At 56.2% G+C, this 4,429-nt stretch carries 4 protein-coding genes; 2 read left to right on the forward strand and 2 right to left on the reverse strand.

Annotated features, from left to right (window positions below; genetic code table 11):
* Positions 1–184 precede the first annotated feature (184 nt).
* On the reverse strand, positions 185–526 hold the full coding sequence (locus AB4043_RS15955) for a hypothetical protein (protein ID WP_442299763.1): 342 nt from the start codon (positions 524–526) through the stop codon (positions 185–187).
* A gap of 7 nt (positions 527–533) precedes the next feature.
* Positions 534–1,109 (reverse strand): TetR/AcrR family transcriptional regulator, encoded by a 576-nt coding sequence (locus tag AB4043_RS15960; protein ID WP_442307494.1) that lies wholly within the window; start codon positions 1,107–1,109, stop codon positions 534–536.
* A gap of 638 nt (positions 1,110–1,747) precedes the next feature.
* On the opposite strand from AB4043_RS15960, the gene AB4043_RS15965 reads away from it, so the two are divergent.
* Complete coding sequence (locus AB4043_RS15965; RefSeq protein WP_442299761.1) at positions 1,748–3,739, forward strand: DNRLRE domain-containing protein; 1,992 nt, start codon at positions 1,748–1,750, stop codon at positions 3,737–3,739.
* A 179-nt stretch (positions 3,740–3,918) separates the two neighbouring features.
* A partial coding sequence (locus tag AB4043_RS15970) for a phage tail protein (RefSeq protein ID WP_442307495.1) occupies positions 3,919–4,429 on the forward strand: 511 nt, incomplete at its 3' end.

The raw sequence follows: 4,429 nt of genomic DNA on the forward strand, positions 1-4,429 counted from the left end.
CAGCTGCACGAGCTGATCGAAGCACACGTGGAAAGGTCGAACAGCTCGCTGGCGAAGACTCTGTTGGCCGACTGGGCAAATGCATCGCAGAAGTTCGTCCGCCTGGTGCCCAAGCCGCAGGCGTAAGAGGAGAACCTAACAGTAGAAGCCGGCTGGCAGCCCACGCTGCCAGCCGGTTTGTCTGCTAGGGATGACCAGGGCCGGAGAAGTTGAATCGAGCACAGAGGAACTGCTGCAGCTTGCCTGTGGGAGTCTCATGCACCAGAAGCTCTGAGTCTTCGAGCGCGAAGCCCTCACCAAAGGCAGCAACAAGAGACTCCTTGTCGTGGCGATGTACTTCGAGGCCGCTGCAGCGAGTGGGACCTTCTGGGCCGAAGGTCGAAATCAAAATTCGGCCACCTGTTTTGAGTGCACGTCTCACCTGGTTGACGTAGCGCTTCCGGCGCACCTGTTCTACCAGGAAGGGGAAGACCGCGCGATCGTGCCAAAGATGGTAATGGTCTTCCGGCAGCTTCGTCTCGGTCACCGGGGAATTAGAAGTTGCCCAGTAGAAAATCCCTCGTATTTGCCAGTATCTTCCTTCGCAACGCGGGGTCCGGAAGCAAGCGGGCAATCTGGACTGTCCCGATCATCGTAGAAAAGATCAAAAAAAACGCGCGCTCTTTGTCGACAGCCCTTCGGCCCGGCATAAACGGCTGCATGAGGTCCTTATAGTTCCTGAGCTCGTCGAAGATCCGGCTCTTCATCTCCTCGCTGGTGCGCACCATCTCGGGCGCGAGGGCGGTCAGAGGGCACCAGTTCTCAGCCTGAGAGCAGTGTTCCGGCTGGAGATAGGTTGTTACGATCGCCTTCCACGCAACCTTAGGACGAGATTCTTTCGCGGCCTTCAAAAGACGGTCGGTAATCTCCCGGAAGGCCTCGTTTAACGACTCGAGGAGTAACTCGTCCTTGCTCTCGAAATGTTTATAGAAGCCGCCATGGGTCAGACCTGTGTCTCGCATTACCGCGGAAACGGCAGCGCCGGTCAGGCCTTCGGTGCGAATTCGCCGTGAGGCGTCTTTCACAATCTTCTGATGGATTTCAGCTTTGTGTTCCGCCGGGTAGCGCATCGCCTCATTATAGGATTTCGCGCATCATCTAACTTTGGTGACAGCCTCGAGGCGGATTGTAGAAAGCTGCATCGATAGGATGATGCAAATAACTCTATAGCGCATAGGGAGGTCTCTATGCCGTCAGAAGTTCTGTTATCTATGTGCCCGTGCTGATGATCACTCATGTGACTGCGCTCTATTGACTTCTACGTCCTCAGCCGAAGGTGGTGCAGGCGTTTACCGGAAGTGCATTCGCGCAATAGATACGAAATAGGTGCATGCGAAAAGCTCTCCTCGACGGGAGAGCTTTTAGCATGCAGTCTGATTACATCACTGCACAAAAGATGATGCTGGTGCGTGTAGTGAGTAGGATCTCCGGGGGCGACAAAGGTTTGTTCCATAGCAGATCTTCGGTTCGCTCAACGTGCGATCGTCAATCTCCAGTCAGTCCTCATGTCGCCCCCTGACCTTTCTGACGAAATGAATAATTAAAAATTCTTTTGACAAGATGGGGATGATAGCGGTAACGTCTCCGGTGTCCGTTTCTAGTTGTGTTAGCAACTTGGCACAGATCTCTGCTCAAAGCATTGCTGAGTTAGATTTTGCTTGGTTCTCGACGAGTTCGTAACGATCTCGCTTGAGAAGGAGAGTGCGTTTTGAAGAGTGTCCCCCTTGTGCGCCTGCTTGCAGGCTTGGCTGCCTTTGCGTGTGTCTCCGCTGCTCATGGACAGTTGATCGTGTCCGGCGATACAACCCTGAACAGTAATCACCCGACATTCAACTACGGTTCGCTCTCAAATCTTTACGTGAGCGCCAGCCAGAAGACGCTCGTGCAGTTCGATCTTTCCGCGCTTCCTGCCGGAACGACAGCCAGTCAGATTGCGCGTGCGACGGTTAGCCTGTATGTGAACCGCGTCAATACGCCTGGTCTGATCAGCGTGGCGCCAGTGAATGCGTCATGGAACGAATACTCGGTTAGCTACGCAACTGCGCCTGCCATCGGTACAGCAATTACCAGCTTTACAGCTACGATTCCCGGTCAGTATGTCGTAATCGACGTGACCAGCCAGGTGCAGTCTTGGCTTTCAAGTCCGGGAACGAACTTCGGTATCGCGCTTACGACGAATGCGGCGAACGTGCTGTTGGATGCAAAGGAGAACGATCAGACATCTCATGCGAGTTCATTGGATGTTGTCGTAACTTCCATGGGTGCCACCGGAGCCACTGGAGCGACCGGCGCCATCGGGCCGCAAGGACCGCAGGGGATTCAAGGTATTCAAGGTGTGACTGGCGCCGTGGGGCCGCAGGGCATTGCAGGCGCCGCAGGGGCTACCGGTGCAACCGGAGCTACTGGCGCGACCGGAGCAACGGGTGCTCCCATTAGCTTCAAGAACACCTGGAGTAGTTCAACCGTCTACTCGACCGGAGACGCGGTGTTTTACAACGGCAGCTCCTGGATCGCCTTGACGAATAACTTCAACGTAACGCCTGGCACTGACGGCACGGTGTGGGCGTTGTTGGCGCAGCAAGGCGCGACCGGTGCAACCGGAGCGACGGGAGCTCAAGGCATACAGGGTATTCAAGGTATCGCGGGTGCCACAGGCGCAACGGGCGCCCAGGGTGCCGCGGGTGTGACAGGATCAACCGGTGCGACGGGAGCAACTGGAGCGACCGGTTCACCCGTGAGCTTCCAGGGCAATTGGAGCAGTACGACCGTCTACAACACTGGAGATGCTGTGTTCTATAACGGCAGCTCCTGGATTGCTCTGACGGGAAACTTCAACGTAACGCCTGGCACTGACGGCACGGTGTGGGCATTGCTGGCACAACAGGGTGCAACCGGAGCGACGGGTGCGACGGGAGCCACTGGTGCAACCGGAGCGCAGGGCATTCAGGGGATTCAGGGCGTAACCGGAGCGCAGGGCTCTGCTGGAGCAACTGGTGTCACAGGTGCTACAGGGGCAACCGGTGCGACCGGAGCTTCGGGTACCGTCGCCTATCAAAGCGTGTACTCGGCAGGTGCAACCTATTCGCTGGGTGATGTCGTTTCTGACTCCAACTACTACAACAGCTATATTTCGCTGGCGAACGGCAACGTTGGAAACGCGCTCCCAGTTGGAAATACGCCTACGGCCTTCTGGGCTCGTCTGGCATCGCAGGGAGCACAGGGACTGCAAGGTAACGTGGGCCCCGCGGGTGCAACTGGAGCTCAGGGCGCTACCGGCGCAACTGGAGCGACCGGGCCGGCGGGTACGGCCGGCGACGGACAGACATTGACAAGTCTTCCACTCGCCGTTGTCGGTCACGGCGCCACTGCGGCGCAGGCGAACTTCTCGGTTACGTCCAGTGCGGCGACAACATCGTCGACGAGTAACTACTACATCGTCGCTACGCTGGCGCCGAGTTCCTGTCATGCGTACGTAACCATCTACTCTCCTTCGAACGCGATCACCTGGAATCTCTTCGCGGCGACATACAGCGGCGGTTCCACCTTCGGTACGCCATCATCCACGTCGTGTTCAACCAGTAGCGGCAATAGTTACAGTTGCACGATCGATGGGGGAACAGTCAGTGCTGGTACTGCGCTCTGGCTCAATGAAACAAGCGCAACCACTGCAAACTTCACGACAGCATTTTCTTGTCAGTAACAGGTGTGACACCGCCGTTTGCCGAAAATACGGAAGCGGCGGTGGATAGTTTTGTTCTCATCGAATCCCACAAGAAAGTTGGATGGGGTCAAGCAAGCACAATCAACGGTTGGACTGACGATCTAGTACGCAATTAATCCCGGGTCCGTGTGGAGTACACCTCAGGAAGGAATTACGTTATGGAGCCATTTCTCGGAGAGATTCGGATGTTCGCCGGAAGTTTCAACCCCAACGGCTGGGCTCTGTGCAACGGGCAGCTCATGTCCATCGCACAAAATAGCGCGTTATTCAGTCTTCTCGGAACCTACTACGGCGGTGACGGCATTAGCACCTTTGCTTTGCCGAATCTACAGGGGCGAGTGCCGCTTCATTGGGGTACGTCGAATCAGGGAAATTCCTACGTGCTGGGAGAGTTCAGCGGCAGCCCAAATGTAAACATACTTCCCAGTAACCTTCCCGCGCACAGTCACGCGATTGCTATTCCGGTGTGCAATGCAGYGGCGGACCTTTCGGATCCAACTGGAGCAATTGAGGCGCTACCGAACGATCCTTCCAGTGGAAACACCATCTCGTCGTATACCAAGACTACCGGTACCGGGACTGCTCTGCCTTTTCCGTCGGGAAACACCGGACAGTCTCTTCCGATCTCTACCATGCCCCCCTATCTGGCAGTGACGTTCATCATTGCAC

Origin of the sequence: Terriglobus sp. YAF25 (genome assembly GCF_052113305.1) — a bacterium.
Lineage (GTDB): Bacteria > Acidobacteriota > Terriglobia > Terriglobales > Acidobacteriaceae > Terriglobus.